Consider the following 21260-nt stretch of genomic DNA (forward strand, 5'->3'; position numbering starts at 1 on the left):
GTTAATAGTGTTACCGCTGTTGCTGAAGCTAATAATTTTTTCATAATTTTCTCCATCTCCCTAAATGGTATGTATTTACATTGAAATATTTTACATTTAAAAAATTAAAAATACAATAATAATTTGTAGATAAATGTAAGATTTCTAGATAATAATAGCAAATTATTAATTTGTATATTTTCATATTATGTCGAAAGAAAATAAAAAAAAGACAACCTAAGGTACCTTCCTCTGACGTGAACCAGCTTAATATTAATAATATGTATTAGGACTCCTATCCGAATATTTTTTAACATGTAAAGATAAAAGGTGACATTAATTCTAGGATGATAACACCAGCTGAACGGAATGGAATAAGCCAGTCGGCCTTCTTCAAACAGGTCAAAAATGGTATGAATTCATATGAAACAGCAAAGAAGGGAAAAGTGTACGCAGTGCATTTGAAATTAGTGAGTAAGAAAGGCAGTAAGAACGTTCCTTTTTACTCAAGGGTTAAAAGAGGGATGAAGATGCTACCTACTAGGAATAAAGCTCCAAGCAAAATTAAAGAATCAACTAAAACCAAGAACCGGTTTATCTGAGGCTTTCGAAATTTCTTCAGTATGCTAAAAACTGTACTCATTCCGAAACAAATATATTACAAAATCATTATTGTCTCTAATATATTGATAATTTAATTATATACTGAAAAATATGTACATATAAATTTTTAAAAAGTCCTTATTTGAATAAAAAATGGTCCTTACATTACGTAAGAACCCCATAATCGAAGAAAAAAGTCGTATGTGAAACCACGTGGGAATCACAATAATATTTTAACACCTAAATATATAGTTGTCTATACATGATTGGGCGAAATAGTTATTAAAACGAAGAATCTCTAGATTTAGGGATCTAGAGATTCTTGTGTTGGTATAATCCACACGGTTTATGAAAAGAAAAGAACTTACTGAAGATAACACATAAATGTTTCATAAATGTATCAAAAAAGTGAACAAAATAGTTATTTTATGTAGTTGATTAGGTAAGATGAGGAAAACGTCCATAACGGTTGCTTTTTTCCTAGTTATACCTAGATGACACATTAAACGTATTTAATGTGTCATCTAGGTATAAAGATAATCGATAATCATACAATGATATGGAAGGGTCTTTTCTAACGTGTTAGTTACCTCAAAGTATATGTATCTTTTGGCGCCTGGGCGAGGGTGCTTTTTTTTGCACATTATGATAAGGACAAGCATATAATGTAATAGGACGAGTTCTTCGTGTCCTATTCAATGCTCAGAATAAACCCCAATTCACATTGAGAGCGCCAATAGCGAGGGTGCTCTCTTTATATTGAAAATAAAACATAAATATATATAATATGATTAATGGATTTTCATTTTAATCTGAGGGGTACAAATTCGATGCGACGTAAAAAGGATTTGTTGAAACAATGGAAGGTAGATTTGCAGGCTGTTCAAGAAAAAAAGAGGATGAAGAAAAAGACTAAGAATAAGAAATATAGCATCCCTGGTAATACAGCCGGATTCATGAATGGGAAGAATACTTATCGTAAAGAGAATGGGGTATGGAAGCAAAGAAATAAATGATGTTAGGGTAAATATTCTTGATTAAGTGTATAGGAATTATCGTGGGCGTTGCCATAATTGGGATGGTATCTTGTTTGTTGTTAAGGAAAGATAGGGCGTGAGATAGACTTGCAAATTGAAATATTATTAGTTTGAAACATGGACTAATAAACAAACTATTTCTACCTTTTAATCATAGAATATGATGAATTCTATTTTAGAGGAGGGAATCATATCTATGGGATGGGATAATAATTTTGGACATTCTCGAGATTGTAATAGATTTTGGGATGATTTAGTATTTTGCGGTTGCGGCCGTAGACGAAGAAGAAACGATTTTAACGACTGTCATTGTAGACGTGACTGCGATTGTGATGAGTGTCGTCGTAGACGTAATCATGACCACGATCGTGAGCATGATCATGGTGACCATCGAGATTGGTAAAGTCTTTTGAAAGAGTGCATATTTTAATAGCACTCTTTTTTATTATTTTTTTTAATTACTACTTATTAACTAGAAGGATGCAGTTTCAATTTTATTTAACATTTTACAAAACAAACGAACACAAAGAACGAAAATAAATTTCAACTGTCTAAAAGTTGATGCTTTTAGATGATGTGGGGAAATGCTGTGAAAAATTATTAAAATCTTACCTTATATTTATCTAAGAGTTAGTCTGAAATAGAGTATATAAAACAATGATAAATTTTAAATAGTATTAGGGGATGACTGATGAAATTAGTGTGATATGTACGAGCTAGTATAAGAGAGCAAGATTTAGAATTGCAATTTAACACGGTAGAAACTTATGGTTCTACAAAAATATTCACTGGAAAGTAGAATGGAGCGAAAAATCTTAAGGAAATATAAAGTTGTTGAAATTTTTATGTGAATTCATTAATATGTAATTGTATTTATTGTTTATTTGATTCTGTTTATTCTCACACTTTATGAGTTGTGGTTGAGATGTAGAAGCAAGCTGCGTCTTGTTTTAATTCTGAAAGGGCTTCTTTGAGCCGATTAGTGTATATATAGCTTATTTTGCTATATACATTTTTAATCGACTTGAAGAAGTCCTTTTTGTGTTGTTTCCAAGTCTGTTTGATTGGAGAACCCATTATCACATTGAGCAAAAATTTTTATTTAGGGGTATTTAATTATGATAATCGGTTATGAAGTATCGTTATTTTATTCTGTACATCCAGATGATCCTATTCAAAGTTTACGTGCATAACAAGCACTTAATCCAATAAAAGAGGATGTATTCTCTTTAACAGGTGTCAGTGTATCGTAATGAATAATTTACAGAACTATATGGAAGTATGCAGACAGAGGGAATGACAGAAATTTGTAGTGAAGAATTACTATGAATTTCTGTCTTTTATTTTATCAGGAGTAACAAAGGCACGCATGGAACGTAAGATTGACAAAGAATTCAAGAGAGCTACACAAATGTTGGCTTATTATGAAAAACAGGCGGAAAATTTGATGGAATATCTTATGAAGCGCAAGTGTCTATGTACTTTGATACAGCAATTAAGTTAGATAAGAATAGAAGCAAAAAGTATTAGTCTACAAATCACGAGATGTTTGCTAGAGCATTTGAAGCATACGTAGAATCGGATTTGCAAGATCAAGAACATAGAAATGATTATTTAGTTTGTAATGCGTATCCTTTTGTATATCCATTAGATGATTATACGTAATATCCTAATGTAATTATAAAAAGTTTAATCGAAGTAATAGTCCCATATATAATAAACAGTATATAAGGAGTGGGGAAAAATGAATTATAACATTCAAAAAGGACAGTTTCGTTTAACAAGTGCTTATCCGAGAGGTAGCTGGTGGGAGTTTTACCGTATACCTTGTCCAGTTTGTTATGATACAGGTAATTGTATGCTGCACGTTTCGCAAGATAAGGTAGCATGTACACGTGTAGAAAGTAAATGGATTTATGGAAAAAACACGGGCAATCCAAGCTACATTCACTACATAAAAGGAAAAGATAAATATCAATTGCCTGAGGTGGATGAAATTCAGATTCATGATAAGAAAAGTAATGAGGAATTAAATGTGTTTAATCGTAAATTAATGGAGTTCATACCATTACAAGAGCATCATCATGCACATTTATTAAAAGATAGAAAAATGAGCGAAGAACAAATACAAATACGTCAATATCGTTCTTTCTTAAAACAACAAATTGTGTTAGAGGAGGATAATACGTATACGACTGTTTGGGAGCAGCTATTTAAACAGATGGGGAATAAAAATTGCTGGCAGGGAATCCCGGGTTTCTATGAGATGAAGAAAGGTCAACGTTCTCTTCGTTTGATGTCAGGATCTCCTGGTATATTGATTCCTTTTCGGAATCAGTACAATCAAATTGTTGGATGGCAGGTTCGTGTGGATGAAGTGAAAAACTCCGTTCATGTGAAATCTGCACCTACTGGAGTTCAAGCAGAATTAATCGAACAGCCTAATGTTGTGAAGATAATTAAAAATGGTGATTGTATCTTTGAAGGCGAACTAGAAGTGAGCAAAAAGGTAGAGATTCCATTTCAAGAGGGACAAATTGTTGTAAAGATTCATAAAGGGCAAAAATATCTGTGGGTCTCATCAGCAAACAAAAATCAAGGAACTGGTGCAGGCGGTAGTGAAAATCCACTTCCTGTACATGTAGCTGTACCAAGTTCTCATTTGAAACATTGGAATTCTGGTACCTTACATCAAACCAACTCAGTAATGATTACAGAGGGAGCTATGAAAGCAGATCTGGTTGCTGATTTGCTTCCAGAGAGATTTAATAAAGAGGAGCTTTCTGAAATAGGAACAACGGTTCTTGCGATTCCTGGTGTAAATGCTTGGCGAATTACTATGCCTGTATTAAAGGATATGGGTGTAGAAAATGTCTATTTAGCGTTTGATGCCGATTTAGTAGAGAATCAAAAAGTAAGAAAAGCTCTTATAGACTTTGCGACAAAGTTAAAGAAAGAGGGCTATAACGTAATCATAGCTGCATGGAATCCAACGCAAGGTAAGGGGTTGGATGATACAATGCAAGCGGGATTTAAACCTGTATTTCAGAGATTGTGAAGGTCATAAAGTAGGTTGATATTTTCATAAATAGGTAGATTGAAAAAGATAGAGTTTGTAATTCTATCTTTTTCTTATATCTAATTACTACAGAGGATAAAAATTCACTAAAAGAAAGGTAGAAGAGAATATGAATACATCTATGAAAAAAAATCTAGTAAATTTACGAGTTGATTTTGCTTTCAAGCGCTTGTTTGGAGTAGAAGGAAACGAGGGTATACTCATTGCTTTTCTTAATGCGGTATTACAATCCTCTTTAGATGAGGAAATTATTTCTTTGCATTTAGATGATCCACATCTTCCAAGGGAACAAAAGGATGATAAATTGTCTATTTTAGATTTGCGAGCTACTCTGAATAATGGTATAAAATTAAATATAGAGATACAGGTTCGCGACAAAAAAGACATGATTGAGCGATCTTTGTTCTACTGGGCTGGCATGTATTATTCTCAAATGACTCAGGGGATGAAGTATACAGAATTAAGACCAACTATTTGTATTAATATAGTGGATTTCATTCTGTTTCCAGGAGAAGAGGACTTTCATAATGTCGGTGTAGTCATGAACAAAAAATCGGAGCACATAATTTCAGAGAATATGCAATTGCACTTTCTTGAGATTCCAAAAGTAATTCGAGAATGGCAAGAAGATCGAATGGATCCATGGGAGGATATATTAGCACGTTGGCTATTATTATTTCCTGCATATGAAGATGAGAAATTAACTACAATCCTGGAGGGAATCGCGATGGAAAAAGATCCAGTTTTGAAAAAGGCAATAGAGGATTGGGAGCGTTTAAGTAGTGATAAAGACTTTTTACGCTTATATGAGGCGAGAGAGAAGGCAATAAAAGATAGAATATCAGAAATAGAGACAGCAGAAGAAAAAGCTGCAAAAGAAGCTAGAATAGAAATGATTCATAATTTAATTAAAGTAGGTGTACCTATAGAGAAGATAGCGGAAGCCACTGAATTAAGTGTCGAAAAGGTTAATGAAATTTTAAGAAACAAAGAGTAGATAGAAGTAGTGAAAAACAGGTACTTGTGAAAAACGCACAAGTACCTGTTTTTTGTTTCTAATGAATAGTTTGATAAACACAAGGCTTAGACACTCCTTAATAGGTAGTATACTCTTATTAAGGAGCATAATAAGTTGTTGGAGAGATTAAAATGAATAAGAAAAAAGAAGCGAATACCCTTAGAGATAAAATTCCAAAATGGATAAAATAGAATCATGTTGCTCACTGAAAGAAGATATGAATGCTTTAGGTCTTAAGGACGGTAATATTTTTTTAATTCTTATAGTATGGTACGATCCTAACAAAGAGGGTATAAATAAAGGTGTAAACAAGGACTTGTTTTTATAAAAACGTATTGCTATAATATAAAAGTAATAAGATTTTACAATAAAAATATAAAATTAATCAGTTCGCATATAAGAGAAGACCTCAATATGCGCCATGTCCTTAGGGGACGTGTGCGTGTATTGAGGTCTTTTTGCGTTTTGCGAGCAAAAACACCTGGAGGTGCAGGAATTATGTTGAATTGGTTGTCTGCAAAACTTATGACAACATCAGTAGGAGATTTCTTACTGGCAAAAAGTAGCTTTACGAAGGGGCTTGGTGGTAGTGGCAGTGGTGCCAATGCTGAAACCGTCCAAAAAAGCATGAACACTTTGGTGAAAACCTTAATTGGTTTTGGGGGAATATGGGTGGCAGCTTGCGTTGTATTTGCAGCTATTAAACTATCTGGTGCACAAGGGAAGAATCCTGAAAACCGTACACAAGCTATGATTGGTTTAGCCTGCGCAGCAATTGGAGGCTTTGTCATGATCAAAGCTTACGATATCGCTGCTTGGGTTACGACAATCTAACATAAGAGTTTGTACAAGCTCTCCTCGATTTGGGGAGAGCTTCTCTTATACAAGGGAGGAAAAAGAATGAGAAAAGTAACTGTTCCTGTTGATATGACTTCGGAGCAAAAAACACTATTAGGTGTGCTGAGCAAACGCCAATTGATTTATCTATTGGGTGGCGGGGCATCCCTTTATTTATATGTACCATTCTTATGGCGGTTATTTGCACCTATTGATGCGGTAGTAGCATTTTTTATTTGCTTAATTTTAGCACTACCAACGGTAGTAAGTGTAATAGCGTTTGCGTTTATATATAAAGAAAAACAACACATGTATCTAGATAAGTATTTAATTATTAAAATGCGTAGCCGCTCCGAAAAAGGTAAGTGGAGAAAAGGGTACGAGCCAACTACATGGGCAAAGGAGAATCTGTAAATGTTAGAAATGATATATTTTGCGGCGATAGCCATTGTAGGATTTTTCTTTTATCGGAAAATGAATGGAAAACCGCTGTTTGGTTCTAAGAAAAAAGGGAAAAAGCAAGGTGGAGTAGAGAAACACACTACTGAAAAAGCTGGAAAGAAAAATAAAAAAAATATGTCTGCTGAACCGGAAATTGATGAGGATAATGTTGACTTCTTTCGTAATTTTGTAGAAGACATTAAGGAAATTGATAATCATATGATTCGGTATCATGATGACACATTTGTCCTGATTGCGGAAGCACATCCAGTTAACTATTATTTACTTTCCAATATGGAACAAGAAGCGATTGATATCAAAATTGAATCATGGTTAACCACATTAGAGTTTAATACGAAAGTATATATTCAAAGTAAGTTTGTAGATTTAACAGATCCTGTACGAAAAATGACAGAAACGATGAAAGGTGCGAAGGACCTTACACCAGAGACGGTTCTATATGGTCAAGAAGTTATTGATAATTTAGAGTACTGGCAACGTTCGCAACCTCGATATGAACAAAAACGTTATTTAATTTATCCATACAAGGTTGATATTAGTACGATTACGGCTGATACAGAGGACGAGTTAGAAGAAAAGATTGTAGATAAGGCATTTAACGAACTATATCGTCGTTATAATGCATCTCGAAATCTACTATCGAAAGCAAAAATTAATGTAGAAATGTTAACGAAAGATAAATTAATAGAACTTTTATATGTAGCATTTAACCGTCGTAAAGCTATAAAAGCTCGTTTCCAGGACTTAATTGAAAACGAGAATTTCTCCCTCTATTCAACAGGGGAAACGAATGAAAGAAAACTAGAGTTAATGAAGAAAGTGCTAGCGGAAGAAAAGGCAGAAAAATCAAATAACGGGGTGGCGTAAACATGAAGTTGTTCGGAAAAAAGAAAAAGGAAAAGAAAAAAATAGAAGCAGAAGAGAGGGACGAATTGGAGCTAGAGGAGGAAGAGTTGGAAGAAGAGGAAATACCGACGCAATTAGACAATCAAACAACAGTGTTTGATGTTATTGCTCCAGAAGGAATGAAAATTGATGCAGAAGATTATGGGGTCATTAAACAATCTTTAGGAAGTAATACGTTCTTTCGTCCGTTTTATATTCCACGTGATGGGTACCCGCGTATGATGCAAACCAATTGGCTCAACATGTTAACTTCGGCTGGGGAAGTGGATGTCATGATCGATATTCATAAAGAACCAAAAGCTAAAGCAATGCGATCATTAGATATGCAGCTGACGATGTTACGTTCCAATCTTTCTTTCCAACGTACACGAGGAAACATTGACCAAGAAAAAGACTTAGATGCAAAAATTCAAGATACAAACAATTTAATGGATGAAATCCAGTTCAATGAAAACGACTCCTATATGGTGAGTACAATGGGTGTTGCTTACGCAGAATCAAAGAAAGAATTGGACGTTTTATGTGAGTATATTGAAGATGAAATGCAAGCATCTCACTTTAAGATAGCAAGTACTTGGAACCGTGTGAAGAGTGGTTTGAAAGCTACTATGCCATTAGGTGCACCAAATACACTGCAAGATACCTATCGAAATATCGATAGACGTGCGTTATGTACGTTTGCACCATTTGTATCAGGATCCGGGAGATTTAATGGTGGCATACCAATAGGAAAGAATAAAATTACTGGGCAAGTAGAATTTTTAAATTCATTTGGTAATGCAGATTATCGCCCGCCAAACTATAACATTGGTGTAACAGGGATCTCAGGTTCCGGAAAAAGTTTACTTTTAAAAATGAAATTAGCTCGTGAAACGTCACTTGCAGATACGCATGCAATGATTATCGATCCAGAAGGAGAATTCGTAAAAATTACAAAACGTCTAGGTGGTATTAATTTAAATATTTCACCTGAAAGTAATATCATTATCAATCCTTGTGCAATCGCTGTAACAGAACTTCAGATTACGGATAAAGATGAAGAGCTAGAAGCACTTGAACAATATGATAAGAAAGAACTTGTAGAGCGTGATGGCATGAAGTATGTGAGATTTGTACCAATTTTAGAGAAAATCAATGAAATACTAGGTTTCTTTGACATTATTATTCGCGGGCAAGACTTTGATCAACCAGGATTAAATGTATTCCAACGTACTATGCTAGAAGATGCAATCCGTGAAGTGTTTGATAAACATGGTATTACTTCACATCCTTCCTCTTTATATACAGATGAAGTGAAGAAAGTGGATGGACAGTTAATTCAGTCTCAAGTGAGAAAGCCAGAGCCAGAGTTAAAAGAAATCTATGATGTCATAGTAGAACATCATAGAGACGATGTAAAAGCAGAAGAGTTAATTGCTGCGATTCGACCATTCTTACGCGATGGTTCAAAACCATTATTTGATGGACAAAGTCATTTTGGTCGTGGTGTGGAAACACAGTTAAATGAATCACGCGTTGTTAATTTTAACATTAGTCATTTAGAGGAAGGGTTTTTAAAACCAATCGCTTTCCACGTTATCTTGAACTATATTTGGGAGCATTGGATTAAGAGTCCAGAACACGCTATCAAGCGAAAAGTATTATATGTTGATGAGATGTGGCAGTTTATCGACTATGAACAAACGGTTAACTTCTTGGAAAAAGTAGCACGTCGTTCACGTAAAAGAAATGCCGGTATGTGTTGGGCAAGTCAGGACTTTGTTCGTATTTTAGAAAATGTAAAAGCTCGTGGTATCTTGCAATCTACTTTCTCTTATTTCTTCTTAGAACAAAATAAAATTGATAAGAAAAAGATCCAGGAGAACTTTAACTTAACTGCTGGGGAGCTTGATATTATTCTCAACAACCCTGGAAAAGGAGAAGGGATTTTCCGTGTCGGAGATAGTTCGGTTTGGATTCAAACTGATCCATCTGACAAAGAAATGATGTTCATTGAATCAAATGAAGCGGTACTACAAGAGCTTTTAAACAATATGAAGAAAGTACAAGGTTACGCAGGATAATGGCGTACTCTTAAAAAGGAAGGTGAAATTATGCTTGAGAAAATAGTAGAGTGGGTCGGAGGCTTAATTATTGCTATAGTAAAGGCTTTTCTTAGTCCGGTGTATGCAACTTTGGATCCGCTGCCAGTTTTAGTGTTTGGAGGAGAGGGAACAGAAGGAAAGGGGACAAACTTAGATTTCTTATTTTCAGGTAATTCTCTAACCAAAGTATTAGACACAGGCATGCCTGTCATGTTCAAGCTTGTTGCTTTTTGTGTCCTTGTCAGTGTAGTTATTACGGCGGCAAAATATTCGGCAACAGCTATTAATCCAAATAATAGAACAGCATTAATAGAGTATGCGAAGGATTTGATGATCATTTCAATTTTTCTTTGGCACCTCGATTACTTCTATACACTCATATTTGAAATCAATTCTTGGATAATAATAGAGTTTAGAGACGCTGTTAATGTAGCAAGTGGGGGGGATTTTGATCCAGATAAGGGTACTAAATTTCTACAACCTGGATTTGGTGGGGCTGGACTTACCATTACTGAGCTGGGTTTGAAAGGTCATGAAAATGACTATATGTTTATTATATTTGGTTTGTTTATAGAAGCTGGTCTCATCGTCTGGGCAAACTTTTACTACTTAATGCGAGCGGTGTCACTATACGTTTTAATGTTAATTGGTCCGTTAATGGTAGGCATGTGGCTATTTCCACAAAAGAAACAACAGACATTATATTGGATACGTGAATTTATAGGAGCGGTGTTCATACAAGCAATTCATGCGATTACCTTATGGCTCATTATTTCTTTAATTGGAGCAGCAAATAGTCCGTTAATCAAATTAATTTTACTTGCTATGTTTATCCCAATAGGTGAGATTGTAAAAAGTTTTATTGGCCTTAGTACCAATGCATCAGGTGGCATTCATAGAGCAGGTACGATGATGGGTATGGGTGCTTTAGCAAGTGTGGCTGGACTCGTTAAAGGTGTTCGTGATGACTACCGTAATTCAAAAGCAAAACCTGATGATAAAGGGGATAAAGAAAAGACAAAAGAAGATGCTGATAACCCGAAAGATGCATTAGGAGCGAATTTAGGGACAGATGTTGGTACAACATCTCGTGCAGCTCGTATGTTAAAAGCTGGTCAAATTGGAAGTTCAATTGGTAAAGCGGCTGGTGGACTTGCAGGTATGACAGCAGGAGCTGGTCTTGGACCAGAAGGAATGGCAATAGGGACATTTGCTGGCAGTAAAGCGGGCGGATTTACTGGTGCAGTTACTGGAAGATCTGCTGCTGCAGTTGGCGAAGGGGCTGTAGCCTTAGGAAAACATATTGGTTCGAGTGTAAAGAAGGGTGCGGATACGTATTCAAATCTAAATGACAAATCTTATCCAGAACTAACCGATGAAGATATTGCACAGGATTTAGCTACAAAAGATTTTGAAAATTGGAAAGCGGATAATCCCGATTCTGCAGTTGCAAGTCGCTTAAAACAAGCATTCCCTAGTGCTTCCGATGCAGAGATTGCTAAAAAAGTAGCGAAAACAAACAATGATCAGATATCTCGTTTCTCAAATCAGCGGAAACAAGATTTACAAAATATGAAGAAAACCGCTACACCATATGGAAATGCTAGAGAGTTAGTTAACGCTGCAACGAATGCATTCCAAAAGGGGTATGAGGCAGACCATAAAGATACGTTTATGAGTCAGTTACCAGAAAATATGTCAGCAGAAGAGAAAGAGAAACACTGGAGCGACCATCTGAACACAAAAGTACAAGGATTTAGAAACCACGCAGAACAGGCGGCAACAAAAGCGGGAGCTATGCCAGTTGATGCGAAGGATAAGCAAGGAAATAATCTGTTTGATAAATCCTATGTGAATAAAGATGCGTTTGCTTCTCGACTTGCTTTAGGAAAAGTCGGAAAAGCAGTCGAGGATGTAAAAGGAGAAACGTTAGAAAGTGGCCATCAAAATATGGGACAAGTAGGTGCCCTTGTCGGTGCTTCTACTGCTGCATTTAAGAAAGCGTATAGTGCAGACCATAAGGTTGGATTTATGAAACAATTCCCGGCAGATATGCCGCAACAAGAAAAAGAAGCAGCATGGAATAAGCATTTAGATCAAAAAGTACAAGGATTTCAAAATCATGCGCAACAAGCGGTGGAATCAGCTGGTATTGTACAGCAAAAAGACGGTACAAACTATGCGAATAAAGAAGCTTTCGCTTCTCATTTATCACAACAGTTACAAAAAGATCCTGGTTTAAATGCTATGGGTGTATCTAGCACAGCAGGCATTCAGAAGGCAGTCAACGGTGTGAAAACGCACGGTTTGAGAAGTGGAGCAGGAAGCCAGAAAGCGAAACAAGTAAGTAATGTTGAGAACCTGGTACAAGCCTCTACAGAATCCTTTAAACAAGGCTATGCAGCAGAACAACAGGCAAGCTTTATGAAAAAGTTGTCTCCAACTATGTCTCAACCACAAAAAGAGCAAGCTTGGCAGTCGCACCTGAATGAAAAAGGAAATGAATTTAAAGCAGTGGCACAACAAGCGGCAGTACAAGCGGGAGCGATGCCCGTACAGGCGAAAGATACGAGTGGTAAGAGTCTACATAATCAATCGTATATTAATAAAGATGCCTTTACTTCGCAATTAACGAAAGGATTACAAAGCCATGCAAATCTTGGAACAGTGAGTCAACAAGTAGGTTCTGGAATTACTAGTGCGATTCAAGGTGTTCGTTCACATGGTGTTGCAACAGGTGGCGCAATCAATAAAGCTGTATATGCGGCGACACAAACGCAAGCGAGTATAGCACATGCAGGAGATCTTTCCGTTGCGGAAATTGAACGCTCTTATGCAGATGCATCAACAAGTGTAGCAAATATTGCACAAAGTGCTGGTAAAATGTCTATCCCAACATCTGCAGTGGGACGTATGACACAGCAGAGTACAAAACTTGGCATGAGTGTAATGGAAGGTGCGAAACACCTTATGCTTGCGGATAGCATTGATACAGTATCAAATGCATACTATAGTGCTGCGAGTGCTGTACAACAATCTGGAGGGAATGCAGTACAAAGAGTGATAAGTGGAACTAATGCTGCTGTTAATACATCATTAGGAGGGAATGCAGCAGAGCGTCACTATAATGTGACAAAAGGCTTAAGTTACGCCGCAGGTGTGATTGGTGGTGCGGGTGCTTATCAAGCGACTGCACGTATGGTAAGTAAACATAATCCTTATAACAATGCTGTTCAAACAGAGGCAAAAGAAATTCAAGAGATTCAGAGAATGGTACCAACAACAACGGATGCTACTGGAAAACAATCGGTTGTTCAAGGTGCAGTACGTCTTGTTACGACAAATAATAAATCCTGGATTGAAGCAAAAGATTCTAGTGGTGTGACGCAAGTTGTATCTCGTTACGCTAGTGGTGATAGTAGTATTCGTTCGGGACAAGTCGTATATCAAGATTTAAATATTTCGGACGGACAATTAACGCAGTACCGTAATGGTATGAAAGCTACACCAGCGTATGTTCAAGATTCTAGTGGTGGGAAAATTAGTATCAATCGTTCTATCAACGTTAACCCAAATCAATTAGTAGGAAACCAAAATCAAAGGTCGTTACACCAGAAATCAGTATTTAATGAACCGCCACTTACGGTAAATCACAAGGTGGACAATGGTCACTTCTATATGTCTGATTTAGACCAAGGTGGTTATAAGAATGTACAAATGGTCGTAGAAAGAGATCGTAGTTATATGGTTGCGACAACAACAGACGGTACACTGTCACGTATTTCGCCATTCGGAAAAGGAGATACGCGCTTACAAGCAAACCAAAGGATTGAAAGAGCTTGTGAAGTGAAGGACAGTAGTATTAAGCCAAGAGAAGAAATCCTAGTAACACATACACAGGACAAAGTTGTTCGTACAGAGACGCACCTGAATTTATCAGAACATGACCCACAAAATCTGATTCCATTTGCTCCAAACCCTCGCTTAGCACAGCGAAGAGGAAGAAATTCTCAAAATGGAAAATATGGTGTGATAAGTCTATGAGTCAAAATCCTAACGATCCAAATGAACAGAAAAAAAGTAACCCTTTAAAAGATGTAGCTTCCCACTTTATTAAGAAAAAAGGGATGCAAGCGCGCGGGAAGATGGCAAAATTGGCAGGGAAAGTAGGAAAGGCAGCAGCGAAAGCTGCTGCCAAAATGCTAAAAGCAGGTATACTAAAAATTGTGGGTGCCGTTATAGCAGCGGTTGGAGTACCTGCCGCTTTGGTTATGGGAGTAATTATTGCTGTGTGTGTGATTTTAGTCTCTTTTGTACCTTTTACCGATGATGAAGGTAAGACAGAGGAACAAGTAAAAAAATATATGGAAGTCTCAATGGCTCTGAATGTGGATTGGAAAGAGATTATCGCCTTTGACATGGCACGATATGATAATGATTTGACTGGTAAAGATCCGCACGATGCTATATCATATTTCTTGGATATCCAATATGAAGAATATACGGAAAAAGAGGTATGTGAGGCAGGACCGAATGGTCCTTGCGAAAAAAAGAAAAAGGAGATGCAAAAAACAAAATCTGAAAGTTACTCCGGACCAGATGTAAAAAAGATATTAGGAGATACAGATTTTAAGAAAAAAATAGATGAGATTAATGCGAGTGGAAGTAAAAAAGTGACAACATCTTCTCATGGGCTAGAGAAAGCGATGGAACTCGCAAAGTTTAGTAAAAGTCAAAAAGAGCGTGCGCGTGAGATATTAGAAGCCGGGATGTTAGAAGGTATGTATGGACATCTTGCTCCTACTACTGGTGGATTTATTGGTGGTATGTGTGTAGGTAATGTGAGTCCTGGCGGAGAGCCTGTTAACCTTAATGCAAAAGTTACAGGATATCTTCCTAAGATTAAAGAAATGGCAGAAAAACATGGTGTTGCTCAATATGTTGGTATTTTGGCTGCTCAAATGATGCAGGAGTCACAAGGAGAGGGAAATGACCCGATGCAAGCGGCAGAAGGGAGTCATGGAAACTTAAGTTCATACTGTGTAGGTCTAAAAGGAAGTGCCCGTATAGGGTGTATTAAAGACCCGAATATTTCCATTGAAGCAGGCGTACAAGAGTTTAAAGATGTGTTAGGAAAGGCAAATGGAGATATAGCACTTGCCTTACAGAGTTATAATTACGGTCCTGGATTTATTAGTTATGCATTAGCAAGAGGTGGATATTCAGAAGAAACAGCTATTGCGTTTTCTAGGGAGCATGCTGATGAAAATAGAGCTGGGTGCAAAGATCCAAACAATTTTAGAACTAAAGTCGGAGCGTGCTATGGGGATTATACTTACGTTTCCAAAGTTTTGAAATATTACAAAGATTTAGGTTGTGTAGCAGATGTATCTGGCGAATGGATATCTGATAAAGGTTGGAAATGGCCAACGAAAAGCGGGCGTATTACAGGTACATTTGATGAAATTCATGCTAGCAAACCGCATAATGCTGTAGATATTGGGGCCATGACCGCCGGAAAACCAGGAGACCCCGTCTGGTCGATGGAAGCTGGTATGGTTACGGATAAAACAGGAAATGTAAACAACGGTGGTTTAGGAGTCTATGTTGACCATGGAAATGGCATTGTATCTCGTTACTTACATTTGAGTAAAATCTTAGTTGCACCAGGAACTATGGTAACAAAAGGACAGATTATTGGGGAAATGGGGGGATCTAACTATGTCGGTGGTATTCTTAATATGTTTGGATACGCTGTCCATTTAGATTTCCAAATTCGTATTAATGACCAGCCAACGGATCCAATGAAATTCTTTAAGAAAAATGATGATCTAGGGTTATCATCAGGTGGTGTTCCTACAATGACAAATGCTAAACGACAAAAGGTATTAGAAGAAGCAAAAAAATGGCTTGGGCAAGGGAAAGTGAGCTATGTATCCGGTGCTAGAAATCCAGCTGCAGGTAGTGCAGATTGTTCTGGATTCACACAATATGTATTTAAAACCAGTATAGGTGTCCAGCTAGGAGATTGGACAGGTGCTCAAATTGGACAAGGAAAACAGGTGCCAGATATCGGTCGTGCACAACTAGGAGATTTAATTTTCTATGAAAATCCGAACCATGTATCTATTTATTTAGGAAATCAGAAAATGATTCATATTGGTGATAATAAAGGTGTACAAATTACAGGTCTAAACTATACTGCTAGAGGACAACATATGACGCAAATACGTAATGTTATAGACTGATTTGGGATGTGAAGAAATGAAGAAAGTCATGAATATGTTAGCGAATCTGCCTCGTAAGTACTTAGTTATATTGGGGATTATTGTGTTAGTAGTAGGCGTTGCTACTTATAATACTATTCATCGTTACATGATGAAATCTCAAGTACAAGAGGAAGAGCAAGTAAATCAAGATGAAATCGAGATGCTTGGAGATAAGCCAAAGGGATTTGATACAAAAGAAGAGGAATATATCGCAAAGACAAAAACTGTAGAGGATTTACTACGAAAAATTTCTAATAGTAGTTATGATGTACCGTACTTGTTTACAAAGGCTGGATTTGGTATTGAACCAATGAAAATGACAAGCAATGAGCGTATGCTGGCTACAGAAGCTGTTCAAAGGTATTTCCTAAATGGGGATAAGTTTTACAATGCGCGAATTACCAAAATTGACCGTGGGAAAAAAGTAGATACGTTTCATATTGAAGTTTTAATTCAACAGGTAAACTTCTTAGAACCACGACAATTTAAAGTGCAGGTAAACAAATATGCACAAATTGTAATACCAATTGCAAAAATTCCACATGGACAAGAAGAAGTACCTGTGGATTAAGAAGGAAATGAGGGTTGTGGAAGAAAAAACACAACCCTTTTATAAAAAAATAAAGAGTACCTATTTTTTTATTTAATATTCGTAATTTTCCGATATAATAAAACCATAGTTAAATAAAATTTGTATATAAAGCTAAAACGATGTGGGTATGGAGAAATACAAATGAGAATGTTAATTGGAACAGCTGCGAATTATGTTTCTGGGTATTATATAGGACGAAATTCTGGATTATTAGGAACGTTGCTTGGCTGGGCTTTTCTGTTGGGTGGTGACTATCTGTTAATAGAAAATTGGGATAGTATCACAGTATGGATGCATAGTTTGAATATTGTACAAGGACTAGATGGTTACGAAGACATGAGCAATAGCTTTATTTTATCTGCTTGGTAGTAAGTGGCTTTATTCTCATCTTGTTGTCACCGATTTTCGTTATATTATTAGTAATTTGTTTCGTGTTGATGAATATTTTAGCTTGTACACTTGTGTTATTAACATCACCAAGTACATACATAAAGAAGAAAGATAAGGAGAGTGAATGGGGATGAGTACAATTCTAGTTTTAGGTGGATCAAATGGAAGAACGTTAGAGAAGTAGGCCAAAAAAAAAGAGACTGCCAGGTTATTTTCCATGATGGGAAAAATCACGGAGGCGTAAAGAAAACCTTTCGAAGTGTTATAAAAAAATGTGATGTTATTGTCATTCAAAAAGGTGCATGTGGCCATGTATCTATTGATGTAGCAAAAGAGTAAGCAAAGAAGTATGATGTCCCCTTTTTATTTAATCAAGGGTTTGGGGGAACTGGTGCGCTTGAAATAGGATTAAAGCATTTGCAGGCTGCATGAGGTTTGATACATAAGAATGGAATAATTATTTTAAAATTAATATATAACATTAAAAAGGTAGTGGCACGCAAGTGGTTTTTCTAGAAGAGTTTAGAGGGTACTTTGCAGTTAAGTTTTTACAACAAATTAGTTTGTTAGAAAACTAAGCAAAATAGTTATTTGGGAGAGATTAGTAGCTGAAATGCTAGATATCTAGCATTTCAGTGGGGTGTTTATCCATCTTTATTATGGGAGTTTTTCAACTTGCTATTAGAAGAAATAACTCCACAAAATATAGCAATAAAGATTGCGGCCCAGGTTCCCATAGACATAGAGATTCCTCCTAGTAATAAAATGAATTACTTCTATATTTTAACATTATTAAATGTTCTGTTGTTAAAAAATTGATATATTACACAAATGAGATGTTATAAAATTAAACAAAATCCTTATTTAAATAGAGAAGCCCTAGAGTTAGGGGGTCTAGGGCTTCAGGTCTGAGTATATCTCACACGGTATTATAAAGAGAAAAGAACGTATTGAAGATAACATATGAATGTTTCATAAATGTATCAAAAAAGTGAACAAATTTTTTATTTTATTAATTTGTAGGTTGATACAGTTCCCCAAACGAAAAGAACCAAGTAGAAAAGTCTTTGTAGTAGGCCTGCAGGTAAGGGGAAAAGAAAAACAAGCGAGATAAGGATTGTTATTACTATTAAGCTTATTAAACAGAAATATGTCCATTTTCTAGCTTTTTTAAGATTCTTAGCAAAAATAAATAGTCCTGGAAATACAGTAAGCATACCTATCCAAACTAGAATAGAATGTCCAATTAGGTTTACATCTGCAGGAATTAACCCTGAAACTATAGTGGAGACTCCTATTATAAGTATAAAAAGTGTTGCTATTCTATTAATTCTTGTTTTTTCTAGATGTTGTGAAATATATAGTACTCCAATACAAAATGTTATTCCATTAATAACAAAGAGTAAATTCATCCAAAAATGATAAGGAGAGCATATTTCATACGGAGCTATTTCGTAGGTGAATTCTCCACAGGTTGTTACACCTAGATCACTCATTGCGTGACGCAAATAGTTATAAGGTGCTGTAGAAGTGAAAATAAAGAAAGGTTCAATTAAAAAGTATATGCAAGTTGCAATCCAGCTAAATAAGCCAAACTTGTTTGATATATGCATTAGATTCCTCCCTTGGAAAAAGTATATTTCCATTATAAGTTGTTACATCATTAAAAGTGAAAATTTTCAAGTTGGGATTCGATAACCCTGTTCAACAATATGAGATTTTCTGGAAAAATGTGTTTAGCGGAAAGACGTAGAAAAAATGGATAAATCAAAATTTAACAAAATTGTTTATTAAATAACAAAAAGTGGAGGGTAAATACATAAACATGAATAATAGTAATATACATAAATCAGGTTATATCATACTTATATATTTTATAATGACTCAATTTGTTGGAATTATAGGTGTACAATTGCTAGCGAAGACGGGCTGGTATGATATTCAGGGAAATCAACAGCAAGCAATTCAACAACTTCTTGTGCATTGGGAACTAATTGGGTTTTCACTTACGCTAATAATCATTTTTCTTATATATATTAAAGAATTAATGAACAATCCAAAGTTATCGATTAAATTATCAAGAAAATCATTCATATGGATTTTAGTTGGGATCATATTAGTATTTCTTGCGCAGATGGTTGGTAGTGTATTAGATAAGAGTGTATTTCAGCTAACTACGCAATCAGCAAATACGTCTAATACAGTCGCTGCTGCAGCAATATCTCCTGTGGCACTTATTTCAATTGTTCTTCTTGCACCGTTAGTAGAAGAGTTTGTTTTTCGTTATGCGGCCATAAACATTTTAATGTCTAAGTTTAAGCAAACTTGGAGCATACTAATAAGCGCATTGTTCTTTTCTATCATGCATTTTGATTTTCCGTTTATATTTGGATATTTTTTAATTGGACTTGTACTTGCTGTAGTATATGTGCGTACCAATAGGTTACTAGTATCATTTGTTGTCCATGCTAGTATGAACTTAATTGTTGTTATACTCCAGATTTCTTGATGAAAAAGCAGCGGATTCGCGCAACTTACTAGTGATTTAGTTTTTTTATGTTTATGAATTTAAAATTATGGTAGACTTAATAAGACTATATTTGAAAATGTGGGTTCAAGTTGCTGTATTGACTGAATTGCACCAAAAAACCAATTCCATTACACGGGAATTGGTTTTTTGGTGTGTGTTGTTAGCATAATTATTGACGGCCTAAAGGAGATTTGTTTCTTTGTAGTTTAGTATAACTTAGATAAAAAGAAAATTCAAAAACAAAATGATTAATTTTTACATATTTTTAAATTACAACACAAAAATGTAAAGATATGGTTTATAATGAGTGGTGAAACACTCTCCTATGTTTCTAGTGATTGTATTTTTTATCTGTTTTTGGTGCGAAATCTGTTGATGGATTTTGCACTTTTTTATTTATTGATTAATAGGATTAGTTTAATTATTTGAAAGGGGGAAATTAGTATGTTTGGTAATAAAGAAAATGAAATTAAAGAATACCTTATACAAGAAGGTTATGAGATTAAAGAATATTTAAGAAAAAATGGAGATTGGTACTATTTTAAAGTACATACTTTTTGGTCTGGAACACATTTAGTAAAAGTAAAAGATGGAGTATTTGGTTTTAGAATAGAAAAAGCGTAAATTGAGGGGTTTATTCTGTATAAGTGCACTTATACAGAATAAATCGCATAATAAAAATACTGTAACTAGCAAAATTAAAGTTTACTTTCATTTCTTTCATCTTTAGCCCAATTAGTGCTATAAGGGGTCTTGCAAACAAAACGCGGATTTCGTACGCTAAGGAATTATTAGGTGTCTTTTTTGATATGAGCGATCCGATAGCAATGCGATACCGACTAATAAAATAATTTATATAAATAATTTGTTATATTTTTATGTCCCTTAGCTGATATAATGTTTAAGGTAATTATTGGTTAATTAATAGTACGTATATGTTAGGGGGACATAAGTAATGGTATTTATAATTGTGCTATTTTTCATATTTATAATCTCTATTATTCTTTCATTATTTTCAAAAGGTGAAACTCAGCAAGAAGCAAAAGAAGTTGTAAATGACATTGTTACCGGTCCTAATGGGAAAACACTCTTAATCGTTGCTGCGGTATTTGTAATCGGAGGGGTATTTATTGTTGGTAGTATTATAAATAATGACCATGAACCAAATACACATCCAAGTATGCGAGACGATCGTGATCCTTTAGGATGTGCTCATTATGGTGGCGAATGGGACACAGGTGGTCTTTTTGGAGAAGCTAAATGTGTTTATAATAAAAACGATGAATCGGATAATAGATAATATACATAAAGAAAAGGCTCCCATATAAGCGGGCCTTTTCTAATAGTTTTTTAGCAGAAGCAAGAAGCTCCAACAATAATTAATAAAATAAATAATACAACTAATAAAGCAAATCCCCCTGCAAAGCCACAGCCGCCACCGCAGCTACCACCAAAGCCCATAATAATTCCTCCT

At 35.5% G+C, this 21260-nt stretch carries 17 protein-coding genes and 2 pseudogenes; 17 read left to right on the top strand and 2 right to left on the bottom strand.

The features are described from left to right. Window positions 1-1412 precede the first annotated feature (1412 nt). The 14 genes and pseudogenes from GBN78_RS21985 to GBN78_RS22055 all read left to right on the top strand — a co-directional run bounded on the left by GBN78_RS21985 (window position 1413) and on the right by GBN78_RS22055 (window position 17688). Window positions 1413-1598, top strand: coding sequence for a hypothetical protein (locus GBN78_RS21985; protein WP_001253142.1), 186 nt, complete (start codon window positions 1413-1415; stop codon window positions 1596-1598). A gap of 217 nt (window positions 1599-1815) precedes the next feature. Next, window positions 1816-2022, top strand: a complete 207-nt coding sequence (locus tag GBN78_RS21990) for a hypothetical protein (RefSeq protein ID WP_074625675.1) — start codon at window positions 1816-1818, stop codon at window positions 2020-2022. A gap of 1142 nt (window positions 2023-3164) precedes the next feature. Further along, the gene (locus GBN78_RS31210; RefSeq protein ID WP_002006325.1) at window positions 3165-3284 is read left to right on the top strand and encodes an LPD1 domain-containing protein; all 120 of its coding nucleotides are present in this window, start codon (window positions 3165-3167) and stop codon (window positions 3282-3284) included. A 79-nt stretch (window positions 3285-3363) separates the two neighbouring features. Next, window positions 3364-4677 (top strand): DUF3854 domain-containing protein, encoded by a 1314-nt coding sequence (locus tag GBN78_RS22000; protein ID WP_109140967.1) that lies wholly within the window; start codon window positions 3364-3366, stop codon window positions 4675-4677. 130 nt (window positions 4678-4807) lie between these two features. Then, window positions 4808-5695 carry an Rpn family recombination-promoting nuclease/putative transposase gene (locus GBN78_RS22005; protein WP_061662887.1) on the top strand — a complete coding sequence of 296 codons (888 nt, stop codon included), beginning with the start codon at window positions 4808-4810 and terminating at the stop codon, window positions 5693-5695. A 435-nt stretch (window positions 5696-6130) separates the two neighbouring features. Further along, window positions 6131-6550: a hypothetical protein gene (locus GBN78_RS22015; protein WP_016083212.1), complete on the top strand. Its 420-nt coding sequence runs from the start codon at window positions 6131-6133 to the stop codon at window positions 6548-6550. A gap of 66 nt (window positions 6551-6616) precedes the next feature. Then, a complete protein-coding gene (locus tag GBN78_RS22020; protein ID WP_001233534.1) occupies window positions 6617-6967 on the top strand; it encodes a PrgI family protein in 351 nt (116 codons plus the stop codon). Further along, window positions 6968-7882: a hypothetical protein gene (locus tag GBN78_RS22025; protein WP_061662886.1), complete on the top strand. Its 915-nt coding sequence runs from the start codon at window positions 6968-6970 to the stop codon at window positions 7880-7882. Window positions 7883-7884: 2 nt separating this feature from the next. Continuing rightward, window positions 7885-9984 (top strand): VirB4 family type IV secretion system protein, encoded by a 2100-nt coding sequence (locus GBN78_RS22030; RefSeq protein ID WP_152127707.1) that lies wholly within the window; start codon window positions 7885-7887, stop codon window positions 9982-9984. A 30-nt stretch (window positions 9985-10014) separates the two neighbouring features. Beyond that, window positions 10015-14049 carry a TrbL/VirB6 family protein gene (locus tag GBN78_RS22035; protein ID WP_152127708.1) on the top strand — a complete coding sequence of 1345 codons (4035 nt, stop codon included), beginning with the start codon at window positions 10015-10017 and terminating at the stop codon, window positions 14047-14049. Next, a complete protein-coding gene (locus GBN78_RS22040; RefSeq protein WP_152127709.1) occupies window positions 14046-16253 on the top strand; it encodes a lysozyme family protein in 2208 nt (735 codons plus the stop codon). Before GBN78_RS22035 ends, GBN78_RS22040 begins: the two co-directional genes overlap by 4 nt. A 16-nt stretch (window positions 16254-16269) precedes the next feature. Further along, a complete protein-coding gene (locus GBN78_RS22045) occupies window positions 16270-16845 on the top strand; it encodes a hypothetical protein (RefSeq protein WP_152127710.1) in 576 nt (191 codons plus the stop codon). A gap of 162 nt (window positions 16846-17007) precedes the next feature. After that, window positions 17008-17390: pseudogene (locus tag GBN78_RS22050) on the top strand (hypothetical protein). Next, window positions 17387-17688 (top strand): annotated as a pseudogene (locus GBN78_RS22055) (DUF2325 domain-containing protein). The pseudogenes GBN78_RS22050 and GBN78_RS22055 overlap by 4 nt, the downstream one beginning before the upstream one ends. A 572-nt stretch (window positions 17689-18260) precedes the next feature. On the opposite strand, the gene GBN78_RS22060 reads toward GBN78_RS22055, so the two are convergent. Further along, on the bottom strand, window positions 18261-18869 hold the full coding sequence (locus GBN78_RS22060) for a DUF998 domain-containing protein (protein WP_000548224.1): 609 nt from the start codon (window positions 18867-18869) through the stop codon (window positions 18261-18263). 212 nt (window positions 18870-19081) lie between these two features. On the opposite strand from GBN78_RS22060, the gene GBN78_RS22065 reads away from it, so the two are divergent. From GBN78_RS22065 to GBN78_RS22075, 3 genes are all read left to right on the top strand, one after another. Continuing rightward, window positions 19082-19765, top strand: a complete 684-nt coding sequence (locus GBN78_RS22065) for a CPBP family intramembrane glutamic endopeptidase (protein WP_001065852.1) — start codon at window positions 19082-19084, stop codon at window positions 19763-19765. A gap of 465 nt (window positions 19766-20230) precedes the next feature. Continuing rightward, a complete protein-coding gene (locus GBN78_RS22070) occupies window positions 20231-20410 on the top strand; it encodes a hypothetical protein (protein WP_074541198.1) in 180 nt (59 codons plus the stop codon). 331 nt (window positions 20411-20741) lie between these two features. Next, a complete protein-coding gene (locus tag GBN78_RS22075; protein WP_088360965.1) occupies window positions 20742-21086 on the top strand; it encodes a hypothetical protein in 345 nt (114 codons plus the stop codon). A 50-nt stretch (window positions 21087-21136) separates the two neighbouring features. Here the strand turns inward: GBN78_RS22075 and GBN78_RS22080 are convergent, their stop codons facing one another. Next, window positions 21137-21247, bottom strand: a complete 111-nt coding sequence (locus GBN78_RS22080; RefSeq protein WP_000505681.1) for a YjcZ family sporulation protein — start codon at window positions 21245-21247, stop codon at window positions 21137-21139. Between the last annotated feature and the right edge of the window lie 13 nt (window positions 21248-21260).

It is taken from the genome of Bacillus sp. B2-WWTP-C-10-Post-4 (genome assembly GCF_009183805.1).
GTDB lineage: Bacteria > Bacillota > Bacilli > Bacillales > Bacillaceae_G > Bacillus_A > Bacillus_A cereus.

Excerpts from the sequence above, each read along its gene's own strand:
- GBN78_RS21985 (WP_001253142.1), top strand. The coding sequence starts at position 1,413 with ATGCGACGTAAAAAGGATTTGTTGAAACAATGGAAGGTAGATTTGCAG.
- GBN78_RS21990 (WP_074625675.1), top strand. The coding sequence starts at position 1,816 with ATGGGATGGGATAATAATTTTGGACATTCTCGAGATTGTAATAGATTT.
- GBN78_RS31210 (WP_002006325.1), top strand. The coding sequence starts at position 3,165 with ATGTTTGCTAGAGCATTTGAAGCATACGTAGAATCGGATTTGCAAGAT.
- GBN78_RS22000 (WP_109140967.1), top strand. The coding sequence starts at position 3,364 with ATGAATTATAACATTCAAAAAGGACAGTTTCGTTTAACAAGTGCTTAT.
- GBN78_RS22005 (WP_061662887.1), top strand. The coding sequence starts at position 4,808 with ATGAATACATCTATGAAAAAAAATCTAGTAAATTTACGAGTTGATTTT.
- GBN78_RS22015 (WP_016083212.1), top strand. The coding sequence starts at position 6,131 with ATGCGCCATGTCCTTAGGGGACGTGTGCGTGTATTGAGGTCTTTTTGC.
- GBN78_RS22020 (WP_001233534.1), top strand. The coding sequence starts at position 6,617 with ATGAGAAAAGTAACTGTTCCTGTTGATATGACTTCGGAGCAAAAAACA.
- GBN78_RS22025 (WP_061662886.1), top strand. The coding sequence starts at position 6,968 with ATGTTAGAAATGATATATTTTGCGGCGATAGCCATTGTAGGATTTTTC.
- GBN78_RS22030 (WP_152127707.1), top strand. The coding sequence starts at position 7,885 with ATGAAGTTGTTCGGAAAAAAGAAAAAGGAAAAGAAAAAAATAGAAGCA.
- GBN78_RS22035 (WP_152127708.1), top strand. The coding sequence starts at position 10,015 with ATGCTTGAGAAAATAGTAGAGTGGGTCGGAGGCTTAATTATTGCTATA.
- GBN78_RS22040 (WP_152127709.1), top strand. The coding sequence starts at position 14,046 with ATGAGTCAAAATCCTAACGATCCAAATGAACAGAAAAAAAGTAACCCT.
- GBN78_RS22045 (WP_152127710.1), top strand. The coding sequence starts at position 16,270 with ATGAAGAAAGTCATGAATATGTTAGCGAATCTGCCTCGTAAGTACTTA.
- GBN78_RS22060 (WP_000548224.1), bottom strand. The coding sequence starts at position 18,869 with ATGCATATATCAAACAAGTTTGGCTTATTTAGCTGGATTGCAACTTGC.
- GBN78_RS22065 (WP_001065852.1), top strand. The coding sequence starts at position 19,082 with ATGAATAATAGTAATATACATAAATCAGGTTATATCATACTTATATAT.
- GBN78_RS22070 (WP_074541198.1), top strand. The coding sequence starts at position 20,231 with ATGTTTGGTAATAAAGAAAATGAAATTAAAGAATACCTTATACAAGAA.
- GBN78_RS22075 (WP_088360965.1), top strand. The coding sequence starts at position 20,742 with ATGGTATTTATAATTGTGCTATTTTTCATATTTATAATCTCTATTATT.
- GBN78_RS22080 (WP_000505681.1), bottom strand. The coding sequence starts at position 21,247 with ATGGGCTTTGGTGGTAGCTGCGGTGGCGGCTGTGGCTTTGCAGGGGGA.